General features: G+C 72.1%; 23 protein-coding genes and 1 pseudogene. 6 read left to right on the top strand and 18 right to left on the bottom strand.

Annotated elements, in window-relative coordinates:
• Nucleotides 1-29: 29 nt before the first annotated feature.
• Together EIW28_RS09025 and metF are read right to left on the bottom strand one after the other, a co-directional pair.
• Entirely contained in the window at nt 30-638 is a 609-nt protein-coding gene (locus EIW28_RS09025) for a hypothetical protein (RefSeq protein WP_125247356.1), read from the bottom strand.
• Between the two features lie 121 nt (nt 639-759).
• Nucleotides 760-1,665, bottom strand: coding sequence for a methylenetetrahydrofolate reductase [NAD(P)H] (gene metF / locus EIW28_RS09020; RefSeq protein ID WP_125247355.1), 906 nt, complete (start codon nt 1,663-1,665; stop codon nt 760-762).
• A gap of 95 nt (nt 1,666-1,760) precedes the next feature.
• Here metF and EIW28_RS09015 point away from each other — a divergent pair, with 95 nt between their 5' ends.
• Both EIW28_RS09015 and EIW28_RS24495 read left to right on the top strand, forming a co-directional pair.
• The gene (locus tag EIW28_RS09015) at nt 1,761-2,813 is read left to right on the top strand and encodes a polyprenyl synthetase family protein (RefSeq protein ID WP_197717161.1); all 1,053 of its coding nucleotides are present in this window, start codon (nt 1,761-1,763) and stop codon (nt 2,811-2,813) included.
• A 115-nt stretch (nt 2,814-2,928) separates the two neighbouring features.
• A complete protein-coding gene (locus EIW28_RS24495; protein ID WP_187350588.1) occupies nt 2,929-3,630 on the top strand; it encodes a hypothetical protein in 702 nt (233 codons plus the stop codon).
• A gap of 55 nt (nt 3,631-3,685) precedes the next feature.
• Here EIW28_RS24495 and EIW28_RS09005 read toward each other — a convergent pair whose 3' ends face one another.
• The 9 genes and pseudogenes from EIW28_RS09005 to EIW28_RS08970 all read right to left on the bottom strand — a co-directional run bounded on the left by EIW28_RS09005 (nt 3,686) and on the right by EIW28_RS08970 (nt 11,777).
• Nucleotides 3,686-4,891, bottom strand: a complete 1,206-nt coding sequence (locus EIW28_RS09005; RefSeq protein WP_125247354.1) for a PrsW family intramembrane metalloprotease — start codon at nt 4,889-4,891, stop codon at nt 3,686-3,688.
• A complete protein-coding gene (locus EIW28_RS09000; protein WP_125247353.1) occupies nt 4,888-5,481 on the bottom strand; it encodes a hypothetical protein in 594 nt (197 codons plus the stop codon). Before EIW28_RS09000 ends, EIW28_RS09005 begins: the two co-directional genes overlap by 4 nt.
• Nucleotides 5,482-5,610: 129 nt before the next feature.
• Entirely contained in the window at nt 5,611-6,708 is a 1,098-nt protein-coding gene (locus EIW28_RS08995; protein ID WP_125247352.1) for a branched-chain amino acid aminotransferase, read from the bottom strand.
• Between the two features lie 179 nt (nt 6,709-6,887).
• Nucleotides 6,888-7,925, bottom strand: coding sequence for a 3-isopropylmalate dehydrogenase (locus EIW28_RS08990; protein ID WP_125247351.1), 1,038 nt, complete (start codon nt 7,923-7,925; stop codon nt 6,888-6,890).
• A 178-nt stretch (nt 7,926-8,103) separates the two neighbouring features.
• Nucleotides 8,104-9,702, bottom strand: coding sequence for a phosphoglycerate dehydrogenase (serA, locus tag EIW28_RS08985; RefSeq protein WP_125247350.1), 1,599 nt, complete (start codon nt 9,700-9,702; stop codon nt 8,104-8,106).
• A 181-nt stretch (nt 9,703-9,883) separates the two neighbouring features.
• Nucleotides 9,884-10,279 carry a regulatory protein RecX gene (locus EIW28_RS08980; protein WP_232013859.1) on the bottom strand — a complete coding sequence of 132 codons (396 nt, stop codon included), beginning with the start codon at nt 10,277-10,279 and terminating at the stop codon, nt 9,884-9,886.
• Nucleotides 10,280-10,312: 33 nt separating this feature from the next.
• Nucleotides 10,313-10,420 (bottom strand): annotated as a pseudogene (locus tag EIW28_RS25640) (hypothetical protein); the annotation flags it as partial.
• A complete protein-coding gene (recA, locus tag EIW28_RS08975; protein WP_125247348.1) occupies nt 10,395-11,453 on the bottom strand; it encodes a recombinase RecA in 1,059 nt (352 codons plus the stop codon). The pseudogene EIW28_RS25640 and the gene recA, both read right to left, overlap by 26 nt.
• Before the next feature lie 120 nt (nt 11,454-11,573).
• The gene (locus EIW28_RS08970; RefSeq protein ID WP_125247347.1) at nt 11,574-11,777 is read right to left on the bottom strand and encodes a DUF3046 domain-containing protein; all 204 of its coding nucleotides are present in this window, start codon (nt 11,775-11,777) and stop codon (nt 11,574-11,576) included.
• 90 nt (nt 11,778-11,867) lie between these two features.
• Between EIW28_RS08970 and EIW28_RS08965 the strand changes: the two genes are divergently transcribed.
• The gene (locus tag EIW28_RS08965; RefSeq protein WP_125247346.1) at nt 11,868-12,440 is read left to right on the top strand and encodes a TetR/AcrR family transcriptional regulator; all 573 of its coding nucleotides are present in this window, start codon (nt 11,868-11,870) and stop codon (nt 12,438-12,440) included.
• Nucleotides 12,441-12,573: 133 nt separating this feature from the next.
• Nucleotides 12,574-13,017 carry a DoxX family protein gene (locus EIW28_RS08960; protein ID WP_125247345.1) on the top strand — a complete coding sequence of 148 codons (444 nt, stop codon included), beginning with the start codon at nt 12,574-12,576 and terminating at the stop codon, nt 13,015-13,017.
• Nucleotides 13,018-13,069: 52 nt separating this feature from the next.
• On the opposite strand, the gene EIW28_RS08955 is transcribed toward EIW28_RS08960, so the two are convergent.
• The 5 genes from EIW28_RS08955 to EIW28_RS08935 all read right to left on the bottom strand — a co-directional run bounded on the left by EIW28_RS08955 (nt 13,070) and on the right by EIW28_RS08935 (nt 20,507).
• Nucleotides 13,070-14,926, bottom strand: coding sequence for an Hsp70 family protein (locus tag EIW28_RS08955; protein WP_125247344.1), 1,857 nt, complete (start codon nt 14,924-14,926; stop codon nt 13,070-13,072).
• Between the two features lie 133 nt (nt 14,927-15,059).
• Nucleotides 15,060-17,075 (bottom strand): DEAD/DEAH box helicase, encoded by a 2,016-nt coding sequence (locus EIW28_RS08950; RefSeq protein WP_125247343.1) that lies wholly within the window; start codon nt 17,073-17,075, stop codon nt 15,060-15,062.
• Nucleotides 17,076-17,286: 211 nt separating this feature from the next.
• Nucleotides 17,287-18,321, bottom strand: coding sequence for a GNAT family N-acetyltransferase (locus EIW28_RS08945; protein ID WP_125247342.1), 1,035 nt, complete (start codon nt 18,319-18,321; stop codon nt 17,287-17,289).
• A 60-nt stretch (nt 18,322-18,381) separates the two neighbouring features.
• Nucleotides 18,382-19,398, bottom strand: a complete 1,017-nt coding sequence (locus EIW28_RS08940; protein WP_158630337.1) for a GNAT family N-acetyltransferase — start codon at nt 19,396-19,398, stop codon at nt 18,382-18,384.
• Between the two features lie 83 nt (nt 19,399-19,481).
• Complete coding sequence (locus EIW28_RS08935) at nt 19,482-20,507, bottom strand: GNAT family N-acetyltransferase (RefSeq protein ID WP_125247340.1); 1,026 nt, start codon at nt 20,505-20,507, stop codon at nt 19,482-19,484.
• Nucleotides 20,508-20,666: 159 nt separating this feature from the next.
• On the opposite strand from EIW28_RS08935, the gene EIW28_RS08930 reads away from it, so the two are divergent.
• Both EIW28_RS08930 and EIW28_RS08925 read left to right on the top strand, forming a co-directional pair.
• Nucleotides 20,667-21,251, top strand: a complete 585-nt coding sequence (locus tag EIW28_RS08930) for a SigE family RNA polymerase sigma factor (protein WP_125247339.1) — start codon at nt 20,667-20,669, stop codon at nt 21,249-21,251.
• Nucleotides 21,244-22,422, top strand: coding sequence for a TolB-like translocation protein (locus EIW28_RS08925; RefSeq protein WP_125247338.1), 1,179 nt, complete (start codon nt 21,244-21,246; stop codon nt 22,420-22,422). The genes EIW28_RS08930 and EIW28_RS08925 overlap by 8 nt, the downstream gene beginning before the upstream one ends.
• A gap of 73 nt (nt 22,423-22,495) precedes the next feature.
• On the opposite strand, the gene EIW28_RS08920 is transcribed toward EIW28_RS08925, so the two are convergent.
• Complete coding sequence (locus EIW28_RS08920) at nt 22,496-22,699, bottom strand: cold-shock protein (RefSeq protein WP_125247337.1); 204 nt, start codon at nt 22,697-22,699, stop codon at nt 22,496-22,498.
• A 272-nt stretch (nt 22,700-22,971) separates the two neighbouring features.
• Nucleotides 22,972-24,933, bottom strand: a complete 1,962-nt coding sequence (locus EIW28_RS08915) for an ABC transporter ATP-binding protein (protein WP_408612199.1) — start codon at nt 24,931-24,933, stop codon at nt 22,972-22,974.
• Nucleotides 24,934-24,938 lie beyond the last annotated feature (5 nt).

Here is a 24,938-nt window from a genome sequence, read left to right as displayed (position 1 = left end):
AACGCCCGCGGCGGCCGGGGCATTCCCGGTCAGTCGTTGCGCAGCGCCGCCGCCACGACGATGACCAGCTGGAGCAGCCCGAGCGCGGCCATGAGCATCCACGCGGTGATGGTGATGGTCACGACCCCTTCGGTCCAGGCCGCGTACTGGCCGCCGCCGGCGACGGCGATGACGCCGCAGGCGCCGAGGCCGAGGGCGACCACGACCTCGCGCACCGAGCGCTCCCCGAGGGTCATCATGCCGAGGTCGTTCAGGCCGACCTGGCGGGCCCGCATCCGGGTGAGGACGTACATCCAGCACAGGGCGCCGGTGACCGCGACGGCCCAGCCGGGCGCGCCGAGGAACCACAGCGCGAGGAGCCAGGAGGCCTCCGAGAGGCGGGCGGCGAGGGGTTCGAGGACGAGGACGCGGCGGGAGAGGCTGGTCGAGCGGGCGGCGAGGAGGGTGTAGGAGGCGTCGGCCATCGCGGTGACCGCGAGCAGCGGGAGCGCGACGAGGACGACCGGTCCGCCGACGAGGACGCAGAAGGGGACGAAGAGGCTGGCGGTGAGTCCGACGCCGACGACCGCGCCGGGCTTGAACCGCGTGGAGAGGATGACCCTGCCTACAAGGGAGTCGGCGGGCACTCGGGTGCGCATGGGTCTTGTTGTAGCAGATGGCATCACGCGTGCATTCGCAGCATCGAACATAGAAGAGGACTCTACGTGCCGGGGCGGCCGCCGCAATCCCTCGATCGGGTAGCCGACAGTCGGCCGGGGGCTAGCCGCGGAGGTTCTGCCACACGCGGCGGGTGGAGCGCGAGTGGTTCAAGGTGGTGAAGTGGAGCCCGGGCGCGCCCTCGGCGAGGAGCCGCGAGCCCATCTCGGTCGCCACCTCGACGCCGATGTCGCGGATCGCGTCGCGGTCGTCCTCGACCGCGCGCAGCCGCTCGGCGAGGGCCTCGGGGAAGACCATGCCGGTGAGGACCGCGAACCGCTCGATCTGCTTGATGTTCGTGATCGGCATGATGCCCGGGACGATCGGCACGTCGCACCCGGCCGCGGCGACGGCGTCGCGCAGGCGCAGATAGTCCTCGACGTCGAAGAAGATCTGCGTGATCGCGAAGTCGGCCCCGGCGCGGCACTTCTCCACGAAGTAGCGCACGCCCGTCTCCCAGTCGACGTCGCGCGGGTGCCCGTCGGGGAACGCGGCCACGCCGACGCTGAAGTCGCCGGACTCCTTGATGAGCTCGACGAGCTCGCGGGCGTGCAGGATGCCCTCGGGGTGCCGGACCCAGTCCGCCCGCGGGTTCCCCGGCGGGTCGCCGCGCACCGCGAGGATGTTGCGCACCCCGACGTTCGCGAAGTGGCCGATGAGGTTGCGCAGCTCGGCCACGGAGTGGTCGACGGCCGTGCAGTGCGCCATCGTCAGCAGCGTGGTCTCGGCGTTGACCAGGTCGGTCGTGTCCACCGTCTTGAGCCGGGTCGAGCCGCCCGCGCCGTAGGTCACCGAGACGTAGTCGGCGCCGAGCCGCTCCAGGTCGCGGATGGTGCGCCAGAGGACGCCCTCGGCCTGCTCGTCGCGCGGCGGGAACAGCTCAAAGGAGAACTTGGGCTCGCCCGACCGCAGCAGGTCGCCGATCTTGGCGGCCTTGACCGGCATCACGCTGGGCGTCCCGAGAGTCATGCCTCAACGGTAACGGCTCTGATACACGTGTCCTGACCTGCATTGCGCGACACCCAACAGGTGAGACGCGGGGGTGCTCGTCTAGCGTTCGAACCGTGGAGCTCAACGAGCGCATCGACGCGGCCCTGACGGCCTTCCTGGACCGGCAGGCCGCGGTCATCTGCGGCATCGACGAACGGCTCGGCGCCTATGCCGACGCGGTCCGCGACTTCGTGCTCGGCGGCGGGAAGCGGCTGCGGCCCGCGTTCGCGTACTGGGGCGCGCGCGGCGCGGGCCTGGCGGACTCCGACGAGCTCGTCGCGTGCGTCTCCTCCCTCGAACTGCTCCAGGCGTCCGCGCTCATGCACGACGACCTCATCGACGGCTCCGACACCAGGCGCGGCGCCCCGTCCGTGCACCGCCGCTTCGCCGCCCTGCACGAGGCCGAGGGCTGGTCGGGGCGGCCCGCGGAGTTCGGGTCCGCGGCCGCGATCCTGCTCGGCGACCTGTGCCTGGCCTGGTCCGACGAGCTGTTCTGCTCCGCCGGGATGCCCTTCGCGAAGGTCGCCGCGGCGCGGGGCGACTTCGACCTCATGCGCACCGAGGTGAGCGCCGGGCAGTACCTGGACGTGCTCTCTGAAGTGCGCCGCGATGTCTCCGAGGCGACCGCCGCGAAGGTCGCCCGGTACAAGTCCGCGAAGTACACGATCGAGCGGCCGCTGCTCATCGGCGCGTCGCTGGCCGGCGCCGGCGAGCGCGTGCGCGGCCACTACTCGGCGATCGGGCTGCCCCTCGGCGAGGCGTTCCAGCTGCGCGACGACGTCCTCGGCGTCTTCGGCGACCCGGCCCAGACCGGCAAGCCCGCCGGGGACGACCTGCGCGAAGGCAAGCACACGTTCCTGATCGCGCGGGCCTCGGCGGCCGCCGACCCGGCCCGGCGCGCGGTCCTGGACGCGAGCCTCGGCGACCCGGACCTGGACGCCGAGGGCGTGGCGCGGCTGCGCGCGATCCTCATGGACACCGGCGCGCTCGCCGACACCGAGCAGCGGATCGAGGCGCTGGCGGCCGAGGCCGAGGCGGCGCTGGAGGCGTCGCGCGCGGACGTGGACCCGGCCGCGCTCGAGGTCTTCGCCGGGCTGCTGGTCAAGGCCGTCAAGCGCGACTTCTGAGCCCCGGGCCGGGCCACGAACGGGTTCGGTCTTTCGCATGACCCCCGCACGAGTGACGTGACGGTTACCCGAAGTCGCGTCCTTCGTTAGTCCCGGTGACGGACACGAACGGACGGTGGGACAGGTGGGACTCTTCGGCGCCATCGGGCGCGAGACCAAGGGCGCGGTGCGCTCGCTCGGCTACGACCTGCGCCGCTCGAAGCGGTTCCGGCGCATCGGGGTGATCGCGGTGGCGACCGTCGCGGGCGGCGTGATCGCGACCGGCGCGCTGGTGCGCGGCGAGCCGGTCCCGGGCCTGCCGGGCCCGGGCGGCGACGACGCGGACATCATCGAGGGCTGGTTCGGGCTGGGCGCGGACACGACCGGGCAGGACGCCGAGGCGGCCGAGTCCGGCTCCGCGTCGGCGCCGGCGCGCGGCGGCGACGCCTCGGACGCCGGCGCGGGCGAGTCGCCCGCGGGGTCGGTCTCGGAGGGCCGCACCGGGACCGGCGCGGGCGCGAAGTCCCCCGGCCTGGTGCCGATCGGCGGCGAGCCCACGCACGGGCCGACCGAGGAGGAGAGCACCGCGACGCAGGAGCCCACCGAGGAGGAGCCGACCACCGAGGCGCCCACGACGGCGGAGCCCACCACCCAGGAGCCGACGGAGGAGCCGACCACGGCGGGGCCCACGTCGCAGGAGCCGACCGCGAGCGAGTCGGTGTCCACGAGCGCGTCGCCGAGCGGGGAGCCGAGCGAGTCGGCGAGCGCGCCGGTGGCCGAGCAGGCGCCGCGGGGCGCGGTGGTGCCGGTGCCGCGCAAGGGCCCGGTCGGCGGCTAGGAGTCCCGCGCGGGCCTGCGGCGGGTGGGTGCCGCGGGGCCGGCGGCCGCGGCCGTCAGGGCTTCCGCGCCCCGACCTTCGCCTCGACCGCGCCCTTCGCCTGCTCGAGTTCGGCCCGGATGGCGGTGATGTTGCGCTTGACGGCGGCCACGTCGGGGCTGTCGGGCCGGTCGTCGCGGCCGCGGCGCTGGTCGCGCGCGACGAGCGTGGCGAGGTTGACGAGCTCGTGCTGGAGCTGGCGCAGCAGCTGCGAGGCCTCCTTGCCCCAGCGCTTCTGGGCGCGCTTGCGGGCCTTGCGCCGCGAGCGGAGCGAGCGCATCTCGGTGAGGTCGTCGGTGGTGATCACGGCTTCGTCCTCATCGGACATGGTGGTGACGAACCAGCGCCACTCGGCGCGGGCCGCGGAGTGGTAGAGGACGAAGAACAGGCCGAGGATGATCAGGCCCTTGCCGTAGGTCAGGGGGATCGCCAGCCCGGCCGGGAGCGACGCGGGCAGCGGCAGGTTCCACAGGGCGTGCATGGCGAGGGCCAGCGCGAACAGGCCGGCCATGACGCCGATGCGGGTGCTCAGGGCGCGGCGGGTCTGGGTCACGAAGAACGCGATGCCGAGTCCGGCGGCGCCGGTGTAGAGCGGGTGCGAGAACGGCCCGGCGACGAGGACGCGGGTGATGGTGACCGACAGGGCGCCGGTCATGTCGGAGTTCGGGTTCAGGGCCGCGAAGTTGACGGCGTACGTGAGGTTCTCGACGACCTGGAAGCCGAGGCCGACGAGCGCGCCGTAGATGAGGCCGTCGATGGAGCGGTCGAAGTGCTCGCGGACGATGAGGACGAGCAGGACGACGCCGAGGGCCTTGAGCCACTCCTCGTTCAGGGGCCCGATGATGGCCTTGCCCCAGGTGCGGGTCCACTTGGCGTCGGTGAGCTCGGCGAGGACGACGAGGCCGGCGTTGTTGGCGATCATGGCGAAGGCGACGGCGGCGAGGCCGCCCCAGGCCATGGCGGCGGCCCGGACCGTGGGCGGCTCCCGTTCGAACAGGTCGAGGTGGGAGAAGATGTCGAGCAGGAACACGGCGAGGACGGCGTTGATGCCGATGGAGACCCACAGGGCCGTGGCGATGCTGCCGTAGTCGGGCGAGAGGACCCGGCCGAGTTCGAGCAGGCCGTAGACGAGGCAGGCGACGAACAGCCAGTAGGCGGGCCGGCGGATGCGGATGAACGCGCCCTGGTTCTCGACGACGACGCGTTCGGTGCGGACGGTCACTTGCCCTCCAGCGCGAACGTGGCGATGTACGGGTCGGGGTCGACCTCCTCGGCGGCGGGGTCGGCGCCGGGGGCGATGAGGACGAGGATGGCGGCGGCGCCCTTGTCGTTGCCGACCACGGTGATCGAGCCGATGCTGTCGACGCCGATGAGGTCGGCGCGGAAGCCCGCGAGGCCGGCGTCCTCGTTCGCGTAGGGGCGCACGTTGTTGTAGACGAGGCCGCGCTGGGCGGTGACGGGCTCGGCGCGGCGGTCGAGGAGGCGTTCGAGGCTGTCGACGCCGGAGTCGACTTCGACGGAGGCGCTGAGGTAGTCGCGCACGAAGTTCTGGCGCTGGTCGGCGAAGTGGATGCCGGGGCTGGTCCAGCCGGAGCCGGGGAGCTCGTACTCGAGGCTGGCGCCGGCGACGGGGTAGGACTGGAGGAAGAGGGTGTCGCCTTCGCCGATGTTCTGGACGGAGTCGCCGAGGGCGCGTTCGAGGCCGAGCCACAGGGCCATCGGCAGGGCGATGGCGATCGCGGCGAGGACGGCCTGCCACATGCGGCCGCGTTCGAGCCCCAGCCGGTTGAGCCGAATGGTGACCTCCGCCAACGCGTCCCCTCCCCGGTCCCTTGACGCACGTGGCTTCAAAGGTACGGGAAGGGGACCATCGTCTGTCCGGTTTTCGGCCGGATGCGCCGCTCGCTGTCGGGTAGGCGACTGCGGCGGCGCCCGCGCAGGTCAGGCGAGCGTGGTGACCCAGCCGTGGGTGTCCTCGGTGCGGCCGTACTGGAGGTCGAGGAGGGTCTGGCGCAGCTGCATGGTGAACTTGCCGGCCTCGCCGCCGCCGATGGTGAAGGCGCCGTCGCGGCCCTTGACGGTGCCGACGGGGGTGATGACGGCGGCCGTGCCGCACGCGAACGCCTCGGTGAGCAGGCCGGACTCGGCATCGTCGCGCCAGCGGTCGATCGCGTACTTGGTCTCGCGGACCTCCCAGCCGGCCTCGGTGGCGAGCGTGATGATCGCGTCGCGGGTGATCCCGGCCAGGATGGTGCCCAGCTCGGGGGTGTAGAGGACGCGCTCGTTCTCGTACACGAAGAACAGGTTCATGCCGCCGAGCTCGTCGACGTACTTGTACTCGACGGCGTCGAGGAAGATCACCTGGTCGCAGCCGTGCTCGATGGCCTCGGACTGGGGCAGGAGGCTCGCGGCGTAGTTGCCGCCGGCCTTGGCCGCGCCGGTGCCGCCCGGTCCGGCCCGGTTGTACTCCTCGGACACCCACAGGGTCAGGGGCTTGGGGCCGCCCTTGAAGTAGGCGGCGGCCGGGGAGGCGATGAGGAGGTAGGTGTACTCCTTCGCGGGCCGCACGCCGAGGAACGCCTCGGAGGCGATCATGTACGGGCGCAGGTAGAGCGTGGCCTCGTCCTGGCTGGGGACCCAGTCGCCGTCGACGGCGAGGAGCTCGCGGATCGACGCGAGGAACCACTCCTCGGGCAGGTGCGGCATGGCCATGCGGGTCGCCGAGAGGTTGAGGCGGCGCGCGTTGGCCTCGGCGCGGAACAGGCCGATGGAGCCGTCCTCGTGCCGGTACGCCTTGAGGCCCTCGAAGATCTCCTGGGCGTAGTGGAGGACCGCGGCCGCCGGGGAGACCGTGAGGGGCCCGTACGGCTTGAGGACGGCGTCGTGCCAGCCCTTGTCCTCGGTCCAGGTCATCTGGAACATGTGGTCGGTGAACACGGTGCCGAAGACGGGGTCGGCGAGGATGCGCTCCCGCTCGGCGGCGGGGGTCGGGTTCGGGTGCGGCTCGCGTCGGAGGTCGGGAAGACCGTCGGTGGTCATGATCTGTCCTTCGGATTCACAAGGTCGTGTGTGCTTGGCGTTACTGGTCCTGATGCCTAACTTACCGCTCGTTCAGGTGGTCGGGCGGCAGGCTCGGAACAGGTGGATGACATGGAAAAACGCCCGGCGAGGCGCTTGTTGAGCGCGGGCCCGCCGGGCGCTGAAGCTGTGGCTTGGGTCTAGCTGAGCTGTCCGGCGACGTCGGCGGCTACTCGGTCGCCTACCTCGGCGGTGCGGATCGCGGTCCCGCTGTCGCGGGACGCGAGCTCGCGCTCCACGGCGGCGTTCACCGCGGCGGCCGCGTCGGCGCGGCCGAGGTGCTCCAGCAGGAGCGCGGTCGAGGAGATCGCGGCGACCGGGTCGGCGATGCCCTGTCCGGCGATGTCGGGCGCCGAGCCGTGCACGGGCTCGAACGTCGACGGGTGCGTGTGGTCGGGGTTGATCGAACCGGTCGCGGCCAGGCCGATGCCGCCGGTGACGGCCGCGGCGATGTCGGTGAGGATGTCGCCGAACAGGTTGTCGGTCACGATGACGTCGAACGTGTGGGGGCGGTTCACGAGGAACATCGCGGCCGCGTCGACGTGCTGGTACTCGGTGGTGACGTCCTGGTACTCGGCGGCGACGTCGTCGAAGGTGCGCTTCCACAGGCCGCCGGCGTGCACGAGCACGTTCGTCTTGTGGACGAGCGTGAGGTGGCCGCGGCGGCGGCGGGCGCGCTCGAACGCGTCGCGGATGACGCGCTCGGTGCCGTAGCGGGTGTTCAGGGACTCCTCGGTGGCGATCTCGGCCGGGGAGCCGGTGTGGAGGTTGCCGCCGGCGCCGGTGTACAGGCCCTCGGTGCCCTCGCGGACGACCACGAAGTCGATGTCGCCGGGCTTGACGTCGGCCAGCGGCGAGGACGCGCCCGGGTAGAGGCGGCTGGGCCGCAGGTTCACGTACTGGTCGAACTCGAACCGCAGGCGCAGCAGCAGGCCGCGCTCGAGGACGCCCGGCGGCACGGTCGGGTCGCCGATGGCGCCCAGGAGGATCGCGTCGTGCTCGTCCAGTTCGGACATGACGGTGTCGGGGAGGATCTCGCCGGTGCGGTTGTACAGGCGCGCGCCGAGGTCGTACTCGGTCGACTCGTAGCCGGGCAGGGCCACGGCGAGCACCTTCTGCGCCTCGGCGATGACCTCTTGCCCGATCCCGTCGCCCGGGATGACCGCGATCCTGCTCATGGTGCCTCTCTGGTGTCGTTCCTCGCTGCTCCGCGCACTCGGACCCGCTGCCGGTTTCGGGCCGGTAACGGGGAATGCGGGGCGGGTGCGTTCACCATAACGCACCCGTCCCGCATTCCGACGAATGACTCTCAGCAGATGGAACCGGTCCTGGCGACCTCCGTTCCGGAGGCCCGGATCAGTCCTTCAGGGTCACGGCCTTCGCGCCGGTCGCGCCGACGGAGTCCTTGACGCGGCCGAGCACCTCGGCGGGCACCGGCGCGTCGAGGGCCATCGCCATGACGGCCTCGCCGCCGGCGGCCTTGCGGGCCACCTGCATCGCGGCGATGTTGATGTTCAGGTCGCCGATCGCGCCGCCGATGAGGCCGACGACGCCGGGCCGGTCGGTGTAGCGCAGGAACAGCAGCGACCCGTCCAGGTCGATGTCGAGCTCGAACCCGTCGATGTCGGTCAGCCGCGGGCCGCCGTGCGGGCCGGGGCTGATCGTGCCCGAGACCGTCAGGCCCCGGCCGTCGACCATGGCGCCGCGCAGCGTCAGGAGCGTCTGGTACTCCGGCGACTCCTGCGAGGTGTACAGCCCGACCTCGACGCCGCGCTGCTCGGCCACGAGCGGCGCGTTCACGTACGTGACCGAGTCGGCCACGTCCACGAACAGGCCCTTGGAGGCCGCGAGCTGGAGCACCGACACGTCGTGCGCGACGACGTCGCCGCGGACCTCGACGGTCACCGACTGCACGGCCGAGCCGGCCAGCGCGTTGAAGGTGCGGCCCAGGCGCTCCGCGAGCGGCAGCAGCGGCCGGACCTCCTCGTTGACGACCCCGCCGGCCTGCACGTTCGCGGCGTCCGGGACGAACTCGCCGGAGAGGGCGAGCTTGACGCTCTTGGCGACCGCGAGCCCGGCGTTGTCCTGGGCCTCGCGGGTGGAGGCGCCCAGATGCGGGGCGGCGACGACGTTGTCGAGCCCGAACAGCGGCGAGTCGGTGCACGGCTCCTTGACGAACACGTCGAGGCCGGCGGCGGCGACGCGGCCGTCCTGGAGGGCCGTGTACAGCGCGTCCTCGTCGATGAGGCCGCCGCGGGCGGCGTTGACGATCCGCACGCCGGGCTTGACCTTGTTCAGGGCGTCCTCGCCGATGATCCCGACGGTCTCGGGGGTCTTCGGGAGGTGGATGGTGATGAAGTCGGCGACCGACAGGAGCGTGTCGAGGTCGACCAGGCGCACGCCGAGCTTCGCGGCGAGCGCGGGCTGGGCGTACGGGTCGTAGGCGACGACGTCCATGTCGAAGGACTGCATGCGGGTGGTGACGAGCTGCCCGATCTTGCCGAAGCCGATCACGCCGAGGGTCTTGCCCTGGATCTCGACGCCGGTGAACTTCTTGCGGTCCCACCGGCCGGCGCGCAGCGACGCGTCGGCGCGCGCGATGTGGCGGGCGCTGGCGAGCAGCAGCGTGATGGCCTGCTCGGCGGCGGAGACGATGTTCGAGGTGGGCGCGTTGACGACCATGACGCCGCGCTCGGTGGCGGCGGGCAGGTCGACGTTGTCGAGGCCCACGCCCGCGCGGGCGACGACCTTGAGCTTGGGCGCGTGCTCGAGCGCGGCGGCGTCGATGGTGGTGGCGGAGCGGACGATCACGGCGTCGGCCTCGACCAGCGCGGCGTGGAGGGAGTCCACGTTCGTACCGTCGATCTCCCGGACGTCGAAGTCGCCGGAGAGGACCTCGATCGCAGCGGGCGCGAGTGGGTCGGCAATGACCACGACGGGTTTCGGTTCGGTCATGGATACCTCGCAAAGGTAAGGAGCAACGGAGGACCGGGCGCGGCGCTGCGTCGTCGCGGCAATGGTATGTCGATCGCGTTAACGGCTCCTTACCGACCTGCCGCATTCCGGATGATGGAACACCCCGACCCCGCCGCCCCGCCTGCTCGACCCGTGTCATACCCCAGAGCGAGGTTTGTCGTCACTCGAAGTGGGCGTCCTCGTCGAGGAGTTCGGCGGCGTCGCTCTCGGCCTCCGCCAGGACCTGCTTGACGACGGGGATGGCGATGCCGGAGCCGTAGCCCTTGCGGGCGAGCATGCCGACGAGCTTGCGGAGGACCGCGTCGTCGGGCTGGCCGGCGAGGGAGCGGTAGCGGCGGCGGGCGAGTTCGAGGGCCGCTTCGCGTTCGTCGTCGTCGCTGACCTGCTCGATGGCGGCGTCGACCATCTCGGGGTCGACGCCCTTGCGGCGCAGCTCCCCCGCGAGGGACCGCTTCGAGAGGCCGCGGGAGCGGTGGCGGGACTCGACCCAGGCGCGGGCGAAGACCGCGTCGTCGATGAGGCCGACCTCGGAGTAGCGCTCGAGGATCTCGGACACGACGTCTTCCTCGAAGCCCTTGCGGCGCATCGAGTCCCCGAGTTCGGTGCGGGTCCGGGGCCGGCCCGACAGCAGTTGGAGACAGTACTGCCGGGCCGCTTCCGGGTCGTTCGGCTTAGAAGTCGACCGGGGCTTCTTCAATCTCGTCCCCGATCGTGGCGGGGGCGTCGGCGGCGGCCGCGTCGACGCCGAGCTTCTCCTTGATGCGCTTCTCGATCTCCAGGGCGAGGTCCGGGTTCTCCTTGAGGTTGGCCCGGGCCTTCTCCTTGCCCTGTCCGAGCTGGTCGCCCTCGTACGTGTACCAGGCGCCCGACTTCTTGACGATGCCGTGCTCGACGCCCATGTCGATGAGCGAGCCCTCCTTGGACACGCCGATGCCGTAGAGGATGTCGAACTCGGCCTGGCGGAACGGCGAGCCGACCTTGTTCTTGACGACCTTGACGCGGGTGCGGTTGCCGACGGCCTCGCCGCCGTCCTTGAGCGTCTCGATCCGGCGGATGTCCAGCCGCACCGAGGCGTAGAACTTGAGCGCCTTGCCGCCGGCGGTGGTCTCGGGCGAGCCGAACATGACGCCGATCTTCTCGCGCAGCTGGTTGATGAAGATCATCGTGGTGCCGGTGGTGTTCAGGCCGCCGGTGATCTTCCGCAGCGCCTGGCTCATGAGCCGGGCCTGGAGGCCCACGTGCGAGTCGCCCATCTCGCCCTCGATCTCGGCGCGCGGCACGAGCGCGGCCACCGAGTCGATGACGATGAGGTCGACCGCGCCGGAGCGGACCAGCATGTCGGCGATCTCCAGGGCCTGCTCGCCGGTGTCCGGCTGGCTGACCAGGAGGTCGTCGACGTTCACGCCCAGCTTCTCGGCGTAGATCGGGTCGAGCGCGTGCTCGGCGTCGATCATCGCGGCGACGCCGCCCTCGGCCTGCACGTTCGCCATCGCGTGGAGCGCGATCGTGGTCTTACCGCTCGACTCCGGGCCGTAGATCTCGATGATGCGGCCCTGCGGCAGGCCGCCGACCCCGAGCGCCACGTCGAGTGCGATGGATCCGGTCGAGATGGTCTTGACATTCTGCTTCGGCTTCTCGCCCAGCCGCATGACCGAGCCCTTGCCGAACTGCTTGTCGATCTGGGCCAGCGCGAGATCGAGCGCCTTGGCCTTGTCCTGAGCGGAGTTCATCCCGCCTCCCTTGGATCCTGTCTGCTTAGCCATGTCGAATACGGTAGCCGCACCCCCCGACAAGGTAGGCCAACGGCTTGTTCGAACACGGCGCAACTCGCAACACGAGGGAACCGCCGGTCAGCGCACCAGCCGGGCCGGGACCCGCTCGGGCCAGGCCCGGCAGACCGCCATCCAGACGGCCTTGGCGTTCTCGCCGTCGGCGAGGGCCTGGTCGATGGTCCGGCCGCCGAGCTGCCCCAGGGTGTGGTCGGCCGCGACCGACCTGGCGTAGCCGGCGCCGAAGGTCTCGTCCATCCGGTCCCAGAAATCGCTGATCTTCACGCGCCGCTCCCCCGCCTTCCGCGCCTGTCCATGGGTCAACGGTAGGCGACTCGATGGCCCGGGGCCAAGCGCAGGTGGCAAGATTGCCGGGTGCCTCGCGTCAGCCAAGAACACCTCGACTCGCGCCGCCAGCAGATCCTGGACGGCGCCCGCTCGTGCTTCGCCAAGTTCGGGTACGAGGGCGCGACGGTGCGGCGGCTCGAGGAGGCGACCGGGCTCTCGCGCGGGGCGATCTTCCACCACTTCAGGGACAAGGACGCGCTGTTCCTGGCGGTGGCGTCGGTGGACGCGGCCGAGATGGCGGCGACGGTGGCCGAGCGGGGCCTGGTCGGCGTCATGCAGGACCTGACGGCCGGGGCCGACAAGCCGGAGATCTCGGGCTGGCTCGGCACGCAGCTCGAGGTGGCGCGGCGGCTGCGCACCGACCCGGAGTTCGCGGAGGCGTGGGGGCGGCGCCGGGAGGCGATCGCCGAGGCGAGCCGGGAGCGGCTGGAGCACCAGCGCGAGATCGGGGTGCTGCGCACCGACATCGACATCGACGTGCTCGGGGGCTTCCTCCAGCTCATGTACGACGGACTGGTGCGGTACCTGGCGACGGGACGCGACGACCTCGACATCACCCGCATCCTCAAGCTGGTCGAGGAGGCGGTCCGCCGCCACTGAGCGGCCGGCCGGCGGTCGCGCGCGCAAACCGCGCCAGATCCCGCAAGCCACGCATATTTACATTGGTCGATGCATCCTGGTAGGGTCGAGGGTTAGTTGAATGCTCAACTACGCCTATCGAACAGGGGGCAATATGATCGCAAGACTCCAACCCGTCGGGCTGCTGATCGGCCGGGTGGTGCTCGGCGTCGTCTTCATCGCGCACGGCTGGCAGAAGTGGACCGGCGGGCTCGACGCGACCGCGCAGGGCTTCGAGAGCATGGGCATCCCGGCACCCACGCTGTCGGCGTACTTCACGGTGTTCTCGGAACTCGTGGGCGGCGCGCTGCTCATTGTGGGAGCGCTCCTACCCCTGGTGGGGCTCGCGCTCGCCGGCGTGATGCTCGGGGCGATGTACTTCGTCCACCTCGACGGCGGGTTCTTCTCCAGGGACGGCGGCTACGAGTACGTGCTCGTCCTCGCCGCCGCCTCGATCGCCATCGGATTCTCCGGCGGCGGGCTGCTCGCGCTCGACAACCTGTGGCTCAACAAGAAGGGGGCGCCGCAGGCCGCCGAGCCGGCGCCCGCCGCGGCCTGAGACGTCCGGGCGGGCGGCGCCGGGGGCGCCGAGGCCGCCCGCCCGGACCGGGTCAGCACTCGGCCAGGCCGCCCAGTGAGTTCGGGTCGGCCGGGTCGATCACCAGCCACACGAACGGGATGAACCCGGTCTCGCCGCCGCCGAGGTCGACCTCGACCATGACGTCCGAGGCGTCCTTGCCCGGGTGGTAGTCCCAGTAGCCCTCCTCGCCCTCGTCGCCGCGCGGCGTGATCAGGTCGGCGGTCGTGAAGCACACGAGCGTGAAGACGGCGCCCACGTCGGCGTAGCCGACCGCCGAGGACGGGTCGTCCGCGTCGCCGCGGATGCCGGGCCGCCCGCCCTGGTCCCGGCAGTACTCCCGGGTCTGCGGGCAGTCCCAGTAGACGGTGCCGAACACCGGATCGGCGGCGGCCGAAGGGGACCCGGCGTCCGAACCGCCCGGGTCGCTGCTCGACTCCTGGGTCTCGGGCGCGCTCGACGTCGCCTCGCCGGCGTCCCCGGTCGTCGCCAGGTCGTCGTCGGCGGCCGCGCCGCCCCGGTCGCGGAGCTCGGCGATGATCGCACCCGAGGCGATGACGAGCAGGATCGCGACGGCGACGACGAGCACCGGCACACTCGCGGGCCGGCGCGCGGACCGCGGCGCGTCGACGATCGCGGCCGGTGGAACCGGATGGGGCGCAGGCGGGATCACAGCGGTCGGCGGACCGGACGGCCCCGCTGTCGGCACGGCCGCCGGGACCGATGCCGGGGTGTACGCCGCGGGCATGACCGCCGTCGGCGTGGACGCCGGAGGCGGCAGCGGGGCGGCGGGCGTGACCGGCCGGTCCGCGACCGCCACGGCCCCTTCGCCCACCACCAGCTCGGGCTGTTCGATCATGGTCGGGGCGATCCCCAGCTCCTGGTGGATCATGGTGGCCGCCAAGGGCATCCGGCTCGCGCCGCCGACCATGAACACGCCCGCGACCTGCTCGGGCGCGAGGTTCGCCTCGCGCATCACGGCCTTGGTGATCGCGACGGTCTGCGCCAGGAGCGGCCGGGCCAGCAGTTCGAGCTCGGCGCGCGTGAGCAGCTCCTCGGCGGCGAAGCCCGGCACCAGGACCTCGGTGGTCGAGCGACGCGACAGCCGCTCCTTCGCCTCCCGCACCTCGTCGTACAGCGCGAAGCGGGCCCGGAGCGTCTCGCTCCCGGCGTCGGGGTCGAGCAGCCGCCGCCAGGCCGCCGCCCGCTCCTCGGTCCTCGCGAAGCGGCCGCCGAGGTAGTCGACCAGGGCCTGGTCGAGGTAGCTGCCGCCGACCCGGTCCGAGCCGTCCACCGCGAGGACCTCGAAGCCGCCCGGCGTCGCGGCGACCGCGCTGGCGTCGAACGTGCCCGCGCCGAGGTCGTACACGACGACCGCCCGGCCCGGCTCGACCCGGTGGCCGAGGACCTCGGCGAAGTAGCGGGCCGCCGCGACCGGCTCGGGCAGCAGGACCGGGACCGGCGCGCCGGCCGCGACCGCCGCGTCGCTCACGACGTGGCGGCGCGCCGGACCCCAGGACGCCGGGACGGTGATCTGGACCGTGCGCGGAGGACCGGCCACCGCCGCGCACTCCGACAGGACCCGGCGCATGACGGCCCCGACCGCCTCGCCGATCGGGACCTCCCTGTCGCCCAAGAGGAGCGAGGGCGAGTCGAGGCGGAGCTTCGGGTTGCGCTCGTAGCGGTGCGGGTGGCGGCGGGCCTCCCTCGCGGCGTCGCGGCCGACGAGCAGTGAACCATCGTGATCGAGGTATATCCCTGACGGCAGGAGGGGGTGACCGTCGAAGAGGATCTGGTGCCGCCGCCCGTCGCCGCGCAGGACCGCGGCGACGGTGTTGTGAGTGCCGAAGTCGATGCCGAGAGCGGCGGCCGAGCGCGGGGCGGCGTCCATTCAGGACCTTTCAGGACGGGGGCGGCGACTGGCCCCAGGGTACTGTCCCGCCGCCGATCCCGGCTCCCTCAGCGCCGCCGGAACGCCGAAGGCCGGCGGGGGTGCTCCCCCGCCGGCCTTCGCTCAGCTGCTGTTACCAGCGGTCGCGGCGCTCGCGGTCGCCGTAGCCGCGGCGCTCGCCGCGGTCCCGGTCGCCGTAGCCGCCCCGGCGGTCGTCGCCGCCGCGGCCGCGCTCACCGAAACCGCCGCCCTCGCGGTTGCCCCGGTAGCCGCCGCCGCGGTTGTCGCGGTCGCCGTAGCTGCCGCGGCGCTCGCCGTAGCCGCCGCGCTCGCCGCCGCCGTAACCCCCGCGGCCGCCTTCGCGGTCGCCGCGGAAGCCGCGGTTGTCGCGGTCGCCGTAGCCGCCGCGGTTCCGGTCGCCGTAGCCGCCCCGGTTGTCGCGGTCGCCGTAGCCGCCGCCTTCGCGGTTGCCCTGGTAGCCGCCGCGGCCGCCGTCGCGGTTGCCGCGGTAGCCCCCGCGGTCGCCGCCCTCGCGGTTCCCGCGGTAGCCGCCCCGGCCGCCGCCCTCGCGGTTGCCCCGGTAGCCGCCGCCTTCGCGGTCGCGGCGCGGGCCGCGGTCGTCGCGGCGCTTGGACGGGCCCTCGAGGATCTCGCGCTCGGCCTGCTCGCGCAGGCGGGCCGCCTCGGCGCGCAGGCCCTCGGCGTCCTCCTTCAGGCGCTCGATCTGGCGCTCGAGGCGCTTGACCTCGTCGTCGTTGCGGGTCGCCTGGTGCTCGGAGGACACCGCGCGCAGGTCGGTGAAGTTCCGGGCGCCCATGAGCTCGGTGAGCTCGGCGTCGAAGTTGTCGTTCACGTAGTGGCGCTTGGCATCCACGCCGGCGCGCTCGATGAGGCTGAACATGGAGCGGTTCTGGTGCGGCAGCACCAGGGTCGCCACGTGGCCCGACTGCCCGGCGCGCGCGGTGCGGCCGGCGCGGTGCAGGTAGTCCTTGTGCGTCTTCGGCGGGTCGACGTGGAGGACCATGTCGACGCCGTCGACGTGGATGCCGCGGGCGGCCACGTCGGTGCACACGAGCGCGTCGAGGCGCCCGTTCTTGAAGCGCTCCAGGACCTTCGAGCGGTCGGCCTGGGTCATGCCGCCGTGGAGGCCCTCGGCGTTGACGCCGGCCTCGCGCAGCTCCTCGGCGATGCGGTCCACCGCGAGCTGGGTCCGCACGAACACCATCGTCAGGCCCGGGCGGGCGGCGACGGCGGCCGTCATGGTGGCCTTGTCGCGCGGGCCGATGAGCAGCAGGTGGTGGGTCATGGTGGTGACCGAGCCGGCCGGCGGGTCGACCGAGTGGACGACGGGCTCCGACAGGTACTTGCGGACGAGGACGTCGATCTCCTCCTCCAGCGTGGCCGAGAACAGCATCCGCTGGCCGCCCGCGGGCAGCTGGTCGAACAGCTCCTCGACCTCGGGCAGGAAGCCCATGTCGGCCATCTGGTCGGCCTCGTCGAGGATCGCCAGCTCGACGTCCTCGAGCGAGCACTCGCCGCGGCGGATCAGGTCGCGCAGGCGGCCCGGGGTGGCGACGAGCATGTCGACCCCGGCGCGGAGCGCGTCGATCTGGCGCGAGAACGCCGTGCCGCCGCAGACGACCTTCATCTCGATGCCGACGGCGTCGCCGAAGGTCTGGAGGGACTCGGCGACCTGGATCGCGAGCTCGCGGGTCGGGGTCAGGATGATCGCGCGCGGGCGCTTGGCCTTGGTGCGGCCGCCGGCGGCGAGGCGCGCCAGCGTCGGCAGGCCGAAGGCCAGGGTCTTGCCCGAGCCGGTCTGGCCGCGGCCGAGGATGTCGCGGCCGGCGATCGCGTCGGGGATCGTCGCGGCCTGGATCGGGAAGGGCGTCACGATGCCCTGCTCGGCCAGCGCGGCGGTGATCTTCTCCGGGAGTCCGAGCTCGTCGAAGGCGGGGCCCTGGGGCTCCACGACGTCGTCGACCTCGACGGTGAACTCCTCCGCCGCGTCGGCGGGGGCGGTCTCGGCGGCGGGAGCGGACTCGCTCACGACGGCGTCGGCCGGGGTGGTTTCGGGGGTTTCAGGGGATTCGAGCGCCGTGTCGGATTCGGTGACGGCAGCATCGGGCACAATTTGGTCAAGAGTCATGGTTCGCCTTCCGCGAGAACGACTTCGTAAGTGACGCACGTTCCGCGGAATATCGGTTTCACCATGAGCCGACGGTGATGGGGCGGGACGCGCCTGATCGGGCCTCTGCAATGAAGAACTAGGGCCAGCTAAGAACAATAGCCGACCGTGAGCGGCGATCGCCACTCTCACGGCCGGCTTGTGCCTGGAGACACCCTTTCGGGGTTCGGCGCTAGGCGTCGAACTTGCGCTGGAACTCGGCGCCGGCGTCGAGGATCTCGTAGCCGAGGACGACGTTGATGCCGATCATCGGGGCGTTGACGTCGGCGTTGTCGGTCCAGATGGTCTTCACGGCGGGGAAGTTCTCCCGCACGAGGCGGAGGTTGAGGATCTTCAGGAGCGTGCCGAGGCGGTGGCCGCGGTGCTCGGGGTTGACGATGGTGATGCCCTGGAAGGCGTCGGTGTACTCGGGGTCGTCGTAGGCGAAGACCGCGGTGTTGGCGACGGCCTCGCCGGTGGCCTTGTCGACGGCGATCGTCTGGACGGGGATGACGCCCATGGCCTCGTTGCGGTCGGCCTTGGCGTTCTTGAGCTCCGCGTCGATGGTCTCGGGTTCGAGTTCGAGTTCGCCGAGGGGGACCTCGGCGAGGATCGTGGAGTCGATGCGGGCCATGGTGTCGACGAGGTGCTCGGGGGTGCGGCCGACCCAGGAGATGATCTCGTAGGCGTCGCCGGCGGCGGCCTGGGCCTTCTCCAGGAGCTCCTGCTCGGTGTCGGGGTCGAGGGCGTCGACGGCGCAGCGGCGGTTGATCCAGGTGAGGGCGGCCTTGAAGCCGTGCTTCTCGGCGAACCGCTTCCCGGCCTCGGACCGCTCGACGCCGTCTTCCCAGGTGATGCGGGTGTCGACGGTGAGGGTGGTGCGGCCCTGGGCGCGGGCGTGCTCGATGAAGCGCTCCATGAGCGCGGTGCCGACGCCCTGGCGGCGGTGGTCGGGGTGGACGGTGATCGAGGCCCAGCCGAAGTGCAGGTTCTCGCGGTTGGGCATGCCGACGTCGGCGACGCCGACGACGGTGCCGTCGCGCTCGGCGAGGAACAGGGTCTGGTCCTCGTCGGGCTGGGGGTGGATCAGGCCCAGCTGGAACTTCCCCTTGTGGGGCGCGGGCGCCTCGGGGGCGTCCGCGGCGTGTGCGGCGCGGAGCACCTCGAACGCGCCGGAGACGAGGTCGCCGTCAGCGGGGTCGAGTTCGGTGATCTTGAGGTTGCTCATGCGCCCAGTCTGGACAGGCGCGGGCGCCCGCGGCAAGCGAATTTCGGTTTCGCGGCGGGGTCAGAGGCGGCGCTGGTACACGCTGAGCGCGTCGACGGCCTCGTAGCCGAGTTCGGTGTTGATGGCGACCATGTGGTCGTTGACGTCGGCGTTCTCGGTCCAGACCTCCTCGACGCGGGGGAAGCGCTGGCGGAGCTGGCGGAGGTTGGCGAGTTTGACGAGCATGCCGAGGCGGTGGCCGCGGTGGGCGGGGTCGGCGATGGTGATGCCCTGGGTGGCGTGGGTCGCGGCGGGGTCCTCGTAGGCGTGGACGTCGGTGAGGGCGGCGACCTCGCCGGTGGCGCGGTGGACGGCGGCGGCCTTGACGGGGACCTGGTGGACGGCGGCGGTGGCGGCCTCCTTGGCGCGGGCGCGCTCGACGTCGACCGCATCGGCTTCGAGGGCGATGTCGCCGGTGGGGACCTCGGTGCGGCTGAGGGCGTCGAGGCGGCAGATGGACTCGATGAGGTCGTCCGGGGCGGGGCCGGTCCAGGTGCGCACGTCGTAGTCGGCGGAGGCGGCGCGGGCGCGGTCCCACAGGCGCCGTTCGGTTTCGGGGGTGAGCGCGTCGGTGCGGGAGCGGCGGCGGACGTTGACGAGGGCGAGGGTGAAGCCGTTGCGTTCGAGGAAGGCGACGCCGGCGGTGGGGCGGCGGGGGCCGTCGCCCCAGGCGGTGAGGGTGCCGGCGGTGAGGTCGGTGCGGCCGTGCGCGGAGGCGTGGTCGACGTAGCAGTCGAGGAGGGCGGCGCCGTGGCCGCGGCGGCGGTGTCCGGGGTGGACCATGAGCTCGGCCATGGCGAGGTGGGGGTTGTCGCCGACGAGGAGGCCGATGCCGAGGTAGCCGACGACGGCGCCGCCGTCGGTGGCGGCGTAGTGGGTGACGTCGAGTCCGGGCCGCTTCTGGCGCAGGCCGGCGCGGAAGGACTGCTCGACGGGGGCGGGGCCTTCGGGGGCGTCGGCGGCGCGCACGGCGTGCATGAGGGCGAAGACGTCGCCGACGGCGTCGTGGTCGTCGGGGTGCAGCGGGGTGATCTCCATGTGCCGAGTATGGCGGGGATCGTCCATCGCCGGGGTCCGGGCGGCGCCCCCGGGGTGGCGGGCCGGGGGCGCCGGATGCGGCGTCAGGACTGGGGCTTGAGCTGGTATTCGGCGTTGGCGTCGACGGTCTGGTAGCCCATGAGCTCGTTGATGGCGATCATGGGGGCGTTGACGTCGGCGTTGTCGGTCCAGATGTGCTCGAGGGCGGGGGCGTGCTCGCGGATGAGGCGCAGGTTCGCGAGCTTGAGGAGCAGGCCGAGGCGGTGGCCGCGGTGGGCCGGGTCGACGATGGTGATGCCCTGGTGGCCGTTGCGGTCGTCGCCGTCGTCTACGCCGACCTCGGTCCAGGCGACGACCTCGCCGGTGGCCTTGTCGACGGCGACGGAGGCGTACTTGACGCGGCCCTCCGCGGCGTTCACGGCCTCGGCGGCGCGCACCTTCTCGGGGGTGATGACCTCGACCTCGAATTCGAGGTCGCCGAGGGGGATCTCGCTGACGATCATGGTCTCCATGCGGCACATGGTGTCCAGGAGGTCGTCGGGGACCGGGCCGATCCACTGGCGGACCTCGTAGGCGTCGCCGGCCTTCGCGAGGGCCTCGTCGTAGCGGCGCTGCTCCTCGTCGGGGCCGAGCGGGTCGATCGGGCTGCGGCGGTTGACGGTGGTGAGCGCGAGCGTGTAGCCGCGTGCTTCGAGGAGGGCGGCGCGGGCGCCGTCGCGCTCGGGCCCGGCCTCCCAGCGGACGGGCGCGGAGGAGACGATCGTGGTGCGGCCGTGGTCGCGGGAGTAGGCCTCGACGTGGTCGAAGAGGTCGGCTTCGACGGTGCCGGTGCGGTGGTCGGGGTGGACGTACGCCTCGAGGCGGCTGAGTTCGAGGTTCTGGTCGGTGAAGAAGCCGAGGCGGGCGAAGGCGGCGGGCCGGCCGTCGTCGCCGACGGCGGCGAAGAAGTGGCGTTCGCGGCCGGGCATGGGGTGGGTGAACAGGGTCCGGAAGAACCGCTCGGTGTAGGTGGGGTTCTCGGGGGTGTCGGCCCGGTGCGCCGCGGTGAGGACGGCGTACGCCTGGTCGATCAGATCGGGGTCGGCCGCGTTGAACTCGATGATTTTCACCGCCCCAGTGTGCAGTGCGGGGCGCGACGGGCTCAATCCGGTTTCCGTATGGGCCGTTCGGACGAGGATGGACGGCCGTTCGTAGGATGCGCAGCGGCTCGCGGTTTTCCGTCTTGCTAGGTATCCACCCATAACCCTTTCCACAGAACGGAACCGATCGTGAGCGGACCGACAGCCCCGCCAGGGGCGCCGCAGACGCGGCAGGGCGAGTTCGAGGACTTCGTGAGGGCCAGGTCGGGCGCGCTGTGCGCCTCGGCCTTCCTGCTCACCGGCGACCGCGGGCTCGCCGAGGACCTCGTGCAGGACGCCCTGGCGCGGACCTGGCGCTCCTGGAAGCGCCTCCATCAGACCGCGAACGCGGAGGCGTACACCCGGCGCACCATGTACCACCTGCACGTCAGCCGCTGGCGGCGCAGGAAGGTCGCGGAGATCGCGGTCGACGCCGTGCCCGAGCGGGCCGGGCGCGAGCCCGACACCGCGCTGCGGCTGGCCGTGCACGCGGCGCTGCTCTCGCTGCCGCCGACCCAGCGCGCCGCGATCGTGCTGCGCTACTTCGAGGACCGGACCGAGGCCGCCGCCGCGGCGATCCTCGACTGCCCGATCACCACCCTGCGGGCCCGCGTCCAGCGCGGGCTGCGCAGGCTCCGCGTCCGCTTCCCCGAGCTGGTGCTCGGCGACCCGGACGCCCAACTCGCCCAATGGGAGCGGGAGTTCAACGCCGAGAAGGGAGAGCGCCGTGCCTGAGTCGATCCGCTCGCTGCTGCACGACATCGCCGACGAGGGCTCGGCGCCGAGCCGCGACCTCGCGGCCGGGGCCTACCGGCGGGCCCGCGCCATCACCAGGCGGCGCATCGCGATCGGCGCGGTCGGCGTCGTCACCGCGCTCGCGCTCGCCGGCGCCGGCACGGCCGGTCTGCTCGACCGCGGCGAGGACCGGGGGCCGTCCCCGGCCGACCCGACCACCGAGAGCGAGGACGTCGACGAGTCCGAGGCGGTCGCGTTCGGCTGCGGCGTCCGCCCGCAGGACTGGGCGGACAGCGGGGTCGACCTCCCGGAGCGGGGCGAGTCCGGGACGGAGCGGGAGCTGGACGAGCTGCCGTTCAACCTGGACTACCGGGTCGCGCACGACGAGTTCGGGGTGACGACCTGGCGGTTCTCGCAGGCCGGGGAGATCGAGGGCCTCGACGACGGCGACGACGTCGCGCTCCACATGGCCCCCGACGGGAACCGGGCCGTCATGGTGGACCGCTCCGACGGGTGCGGCGCCGCCTACGTCGAGATCGGGGCCGACACGGACTACGACTCCGCCGCGGCGTTCTCGGTCGAGCCGGTCCACTGCCCGATGGCGTGGTCGCCGGACTCGGACAAGCTCCTGTTCACCGAGCCGGTCGCGTTCGAGGAGCCCAAGACCTACGTGCTCGACCCGGTCACCGGTGAGGCCACGGTGCTGGCGGAGATGGAGGGCGACGGGTTCTGCGCCGGCGAGTGGCTCGCCGACGGCGAGCGCATCTGGGCGGACCGCACCACCATCCTGAACCTCGACGGCACCGTCGACCGGGAGCTGCCGGCGCTCGAGGCGAGCCTGGAGACCGAGGACTGGCTCGACGCGGGGATCTCGGCCGACGGCGGCGAGGCCTGCTTCGACGAGGTCGGCGAGGAGGCGGGCGACACGACCGGCCGCTACTGCGACGTCTACGTCGACACCGCGACCGGCGAGGAGCTGGAGCTGCCCGTCGGCGGCGAGGACCGGCACGTGGTGTTCCTCTACGACGGGTCGATGCTGATCCTGTCCCATGAGGGGGAGGCCGCCACCCAGTACCTCGTCGACCCCGAGGGGGAGGTCATCGACCAGCGCGACCTGCCGGCCGACCTCGCCGCGGACGCCGAGGAGCTGGTCACCTACTACCCCTGGTAGGGCGCCGCGGGTCCCGGGCGCCAAAGAAGCCGCTGTCCTTCGGGATGAAGGGCAGCGGCTTCGTGCTCGTTGCTTACAGGACGCGCAGGTCAGCGGCCTGCGGGCCCTTCTTGCCGGCTTCGATCTGGAACTCCACGCGCTGGTTCTCCTCGAGGGTGCGGTAGCCGTTCCCCGTGATCGCGGTGAAGTGGACGAAGATGTCCGGACCGTCGCCGTCAGGAGCGATGAAGCCGAAGCCCTTGTCCGCGTTGAACCATTTAACGGTGCCTTGCGCCATTACTGCATTTCCTTGCGATGTTGATGTTCAGACCCGCCGCCCCACCCGATCCAGGGGGTTTGAAGACCTAGCTGGGAGCGCGACGTTGGCGGTCTGAGGTGTGCCGCCATTGCTGGCGCTTCACCACTTCGGCGAATATTGAACCGAAGTGGCCTCTGGACCCTACAGTACGCCCGCTTTCTTGGAACCCCTCAGCATCGCACGCGCCTCCTTGCACGGGCCTTGACCTGGGAGGACACGGTTTCGCTCACAGCGTCTATGGCCCATGTCACTCACGCTGCGGTGGGGACGGGCTCCTCGGGTCCGATTTCGACTCCTCCATCGACGCCGCTGCCGGCGCTGCCGGGCTCCTCGAACTGGGTGCGGTACAGCTCGGCGTAGATGCCGCCGCGGGCCACGAGGTCGTCGTGGGTGCCGGACTCGGCGACGAGGCCGTCCTCGAGGACGACGATCCGGTCGGCCCGGCGCACCGTCGAGAGGCGGTGGGCGATGACGAGCGAGGTGCGGCCCTCCAGCGCGGTGTCGAGGGCGCGCTGGACGGCGGCCTCGGACTCGGAGTCGAGGTGGGCGGTGGCCTCGTCGAGGATGACGATCGGCGGGGCCTTGAGCAGGACGCGCGCGATCGCGAGGCGCTGCTTCTCGCCGCCGGAGAACCGGTAGCCGCGCTCGCCGACGACCGTGTCGAGCCCGGATTCGAGGCGGCGCACGGTGTCGCCGATCTGGGCCCGGTCGAGGGCCTCCCAGATCTCCTCGTCGGTGGCGCCGGGCCGGGCGTACGCGAGGTTCTCGCGGACGGTGTCGTGGAACAGGTGCGCGTCCTGGGTGACCATGCCGATGTGCGAGGACAGGGAGGCGGCCTTGAGGTCGCGCACGTCGACGCCGCCGACCTCGACCGCGCCGGCGGTGACGTCGTACAGGCGCGGGACCAGGGTCGCGGTGGTGGTCTTGCCGGCGCCCGAGTGGCCGACGAGGGCCACGAGCTCCCCGGGGGCGACGTCGAAGGAGACGCCGCGGAGGATGTCGCGGCCGGAGTCGGAGCGGTCGGGCCGGGCCAGGTCCTCCAGGCTCGCGAGGGACACCTGGGCGGCGCCCGGGTAGCGGAACCGGACGTCGCGGAAGGCGATCGAGGCCGCGCCGGGCGGCAGCTCGCGGGCGTCGGGCTTTTCCTCGATGAGGGGCTTGAGGTCGAGGACCTCGAAGACGCGCTGGAAGCTCACGAGGGCGCTCATGACGTCGACGCGGACGTTCGACAGGGCCGTCAGCGGCCCGTACAGGCGGGTGAGCAGGAGCGCGAGCGTGACGACGGTGCCGGCGCTCAGCTGCCCGGCGAAGACGAGCGCGCCGCCGAGGCCGTAGGCGAGGGCCTGGGAGAGCCCGGCGACGAGCGTGAGCGCGACGATGAACGTGCGCGCGTACATCGCGGTGGTGATGCCGATGCCGCGCACGCGGTCGGCCTTCCCGGCGAACTCCTCGGACTCGGTGTCGGGGCGGCCGAAGAGCTTCACGAGCATCGCGCCGCCGACGTTGAACCGCTCGGCCATCTGGGTGTTCATGGCCGCGTTCAGGTCGAAGGACTCCTTGGTGAGCTCGGCGAGCTTGCGGCCGACCCATTTGGCGGGCACCAGGAACACCGGGACGAGGACCAGCGAGAGCAGGGTGATCTGCCAGGACTGGAAGAACATGACGCCGATGATGAGCGCGACGGCGATGCCGTTCGAGACGAGCCCGGAGAGCGTGCTCGTGAAGGCCCGCTGGGCGCCCATGACGTCGTTGTTCAGCCGTGAGACGAGCGCGCCGGTCTGCGAGCGGGTGAAGAACGCGACCGGCATCGACTGGACGTGGTCGAACACGGCCCGCCGCAGGTCGAAGATGATGCCTTCGCCGAGTTTCGCGCCGTACCAGCGCATCGCGAGGTTGAGCAGGCCCTCGGCGAGGGCGAGCCCGGCGATGACCGAGGCGATGGCGACGACGCCGCGCTGGGTGCCGTCCGCGCCGGTGAGCTCGTTGACGATGTCGCCGGCGAGGACCGGGGTCGCGACCCCGATGGCCGCGATGAGCGTCACGAGGGCGATGAACACCGCGATGTCCCAGCGGTACGGGTGCGCGAAGCGCAGGATGCGGCGTTTCACGCCGCGGGTGAGTGTGACGCCTTTGAGGTCGTCCGCGCGCCGCATCGAGCGCATGGCGTCCCAGCCGGCGGGTCCCATCGATGACACTGGGCCTCCCGTGTGCAGGTGCC

Source organism: Glycomyces terrestris, from assembly GCF_003933745.1.
Taxonomy (GTDB): domain Bacteria; phylum Actinomycetota; class Actinomycetes; order Mycobacteriales; family Micromonosporaceae; genus Glycomyces; species Glycomyces terrestris.
Note: the sequence above shows the minus strand (reverse complement) of the source record. Positions and strands in the feature narration are given on the sequence as shown.